This window comes from Shigella sp. FC1967 (assembly GCF_001743005.1).
Taxonomy (GTDB): Bacteria; Pseudomonadota; Gammaproteobacteria; order Enterobacterales; family Enterobacteriaceae; genus Proteus.
This window is the reverse complement of the sequence record NZ_MIIZ01000888.1, coordinates 1-2,181: the sequence shown is the minus strand read 5'-3', so window position 1 is coordinate 2,181 and position 2,181 is coordinate 1. Positions and strand designations below refer to the sequence as shown.

The 2,181-nt window shown below is 28.9% G+C and carries 2 protein-coding genes and 1 pseudogene; all 3 read left to right on the top strand.

Annotated elements, in window-relative coordinates; genetic code table 11:
• Positions 1–136: 136 nt before the first annotated feature.
• Entirely contained in the window at positions 137–517 is a 381-nt protein-coding gene (locus BHE89_RS15385) for a DUF2628 domain-containing protein (protein WP_069369376.1), read from the top strand.
• Between the two features lie 226 nt (positions 518–743).
• The gene (locus BHE89_RS15380) at positions 744–1,295 is read left to right on the top strand and encodes a class IV adenylate cyclase (protein ID WP_069369377.1); all 552 of its coding nucleotides are present in this window, start codon (positions 744–746) and stop codon (positions 1,293–1,295) included.
• A 341-nt stretch (positions 1,296–1,636) separates the two neighbouring features.
• Positions 1,637–2,181, top strand: a pseudogene (locus tag BHE89_RS15375) (Rnf-Nqr domain containing protein); the annotation flags it as partial.

The following is a 2,181-nucleotide window of genomic DNA, read 5'->3' as shown; positions in this document are numbered from 1 at the left end:
CATCGCTATACTTTCTATATAATTCTCAACATTAATTATTTCTTAATAAATTTATATTGTTCATAATGTTAAATTATGTAAAAAATACTTTTCCTATCAAGACTAAAATTTAATCAGCAGGGTAAAAGGAATTAAAATGAATAAAGAACTTTCTGAAAAATGGCAAACACGTTTTTCATTTTTTGATAAATATGGTTCACCTAAAACACCAGAATTTAAAGCCGCTTATAAAGCGCTCCCCTTTGGTAAACGTATTCTTATTGGAATGAATATTTGGGCATTTTTCTTTGGTTTTATTTACTTTCTTATCTTAGGTTTATGGCGTAAAGCATTAACATTATTTGCTATTAACATTGTTATTTTTACTATTCTTGGTTTTTTACCTGTAAACAATGGTGTCATCAATGTAGTAGGTATTGCAATTAACATTTTATGGGCGATAACAGCCAACTATGCATACTACTTAAAAGAAACCAAAAATGATCAAAGTTGGAACCCGTTTGAAGGTGTTCTGTAATCATAAAGGGCTAACGCCCCTTTTATTTTCTCTTATTCTTTCCTTTATTAATAACGTCATATCCCCTTTCCTTATTTCATCGTAATGCTATCCATTACTCTATTTAACTATTTTTATCTAATTGACTAAAATAGAAGATAGTGAAATAACACTAAAAATTCGTTCTTATCCCAGAAAGACACCTTGTTAATGCTATAATTCATTAACGCTAAATTGGGGAAAACGTATGTCTGAACACTTTCAAGGTAAATTTGAAGCTGAATTAAAATATCACCTTCAAAACCCACAAATTTTTATTACTGAATTAAAAAAAGCAGGCGCTACATTATTTACGCCCGAGAATAAAGAAACTGATTGGTATATGGAGCATAATAATACTGAGTTTTCAGCTCCAACGATCAGTTTATGTATAAGAAAAATGCAACCCGCGGGAATAAACCTCCTTATCGTCAAAGGTCCTGATTTATCACAGTGTGAAGCTGTTCGTATCGAAGATGCAGAAAAAACGGTCTCTATGTTTATGACGCTTGGCTACCATTGTATTCTCAACTACACAAAATCAAGAGAAATCTATTTTCTAGATGAGTTTCATATCACTATTGATAAATTAGATAAGTTAGGCTCATTTGCTGAGTTTGCTATCATGACAGATGATCAAAGCAAACTCTTGTCCTACGCTGACCAACTAAGGCATTTAGCCACAAAATTTGGGTTTACAGAAAAAGATCTTGAGAAAAATAACTATAAAACACTCATGTTAAACAAGCTAAAATCATAAAAAATTTATTCAGCAAACACCTCTGCAAAAAATAATTAAAAATTTCTCATCTAAGCATCAATATTTGATCAATAGATATTGATGCTTTGTCGTTTTCAAAACTCTTTTTTATTTTATTCATTAAGAATAAAAAAATGAGGTTTAAAATAGAAAAACGTGTTTAAATGACATATTTATTACATTTATTCAATAATTTTATTTTCCTTATCTTAAATAAACCTCACGCTTAGTCAAAAAATGTCATTCAGATCTAATTTTAAAGATATTTTTAAAATACCACTTATATTAATGTACTGTTTTTACTAGAATTAATAAAAAATATATTAATAGGAGGGGTTATGATTGAAAATTACCTTAATATCTTTATTAAGGCAACTTTTATTGAGAATATGGCTTTAAGTTTCTTTTTAGGAATGTGTACTTTTCTTGCTGTTTCTAAAGAAGTAAAAACCTCATTAAAACTAGGTATTACTGTTACAGTTTTACTTATTATTGCTACACCTATCAATAACTTAATCTATCATTTTATCCTAAAAAAAGACGCAATAGTTGAAGGTATTGATCTTAGTTTTCTGCGATATATTACTTTTATTGGCGTTTTAGCCGCATTAGTTCAAATTTTAGAAATGTTTTTAGATAAATTTATCCCTTCACTTTATCATTCATTAGGGATCTTTTTACCCTTATTGACTATTCATTGCGCTATCTTTGGTGCCACTATTTTTATGGTTGAACGTGATTACACATTTAGTGAACTGCGATATATTACTTTTATTGGCGTTTTAGTCCGCATTAGTTCAAATTTTAGAAATGTTTTTAGATAAATTTATCCCTTCACTTTATCATTCATTAGGGATCTTTTTACCCTTATTGACTATTCATTGCG

Coding starts and splice junctions, on each gene's coding strand:
- BHE89_RS15380 (WP_069369377.1), top strand. CDS start 744: ATGTCTGAACACTTTCAAGGTAAATTTGAAGCTGAATTAAAATATCAC.
- BHE89_RS15385 (WP_069369376.1), top strand. CDS start 137: ATGAATAAAGAACTTTCTGAAAAATGGCAAACACGTTTTTCATTTTTT.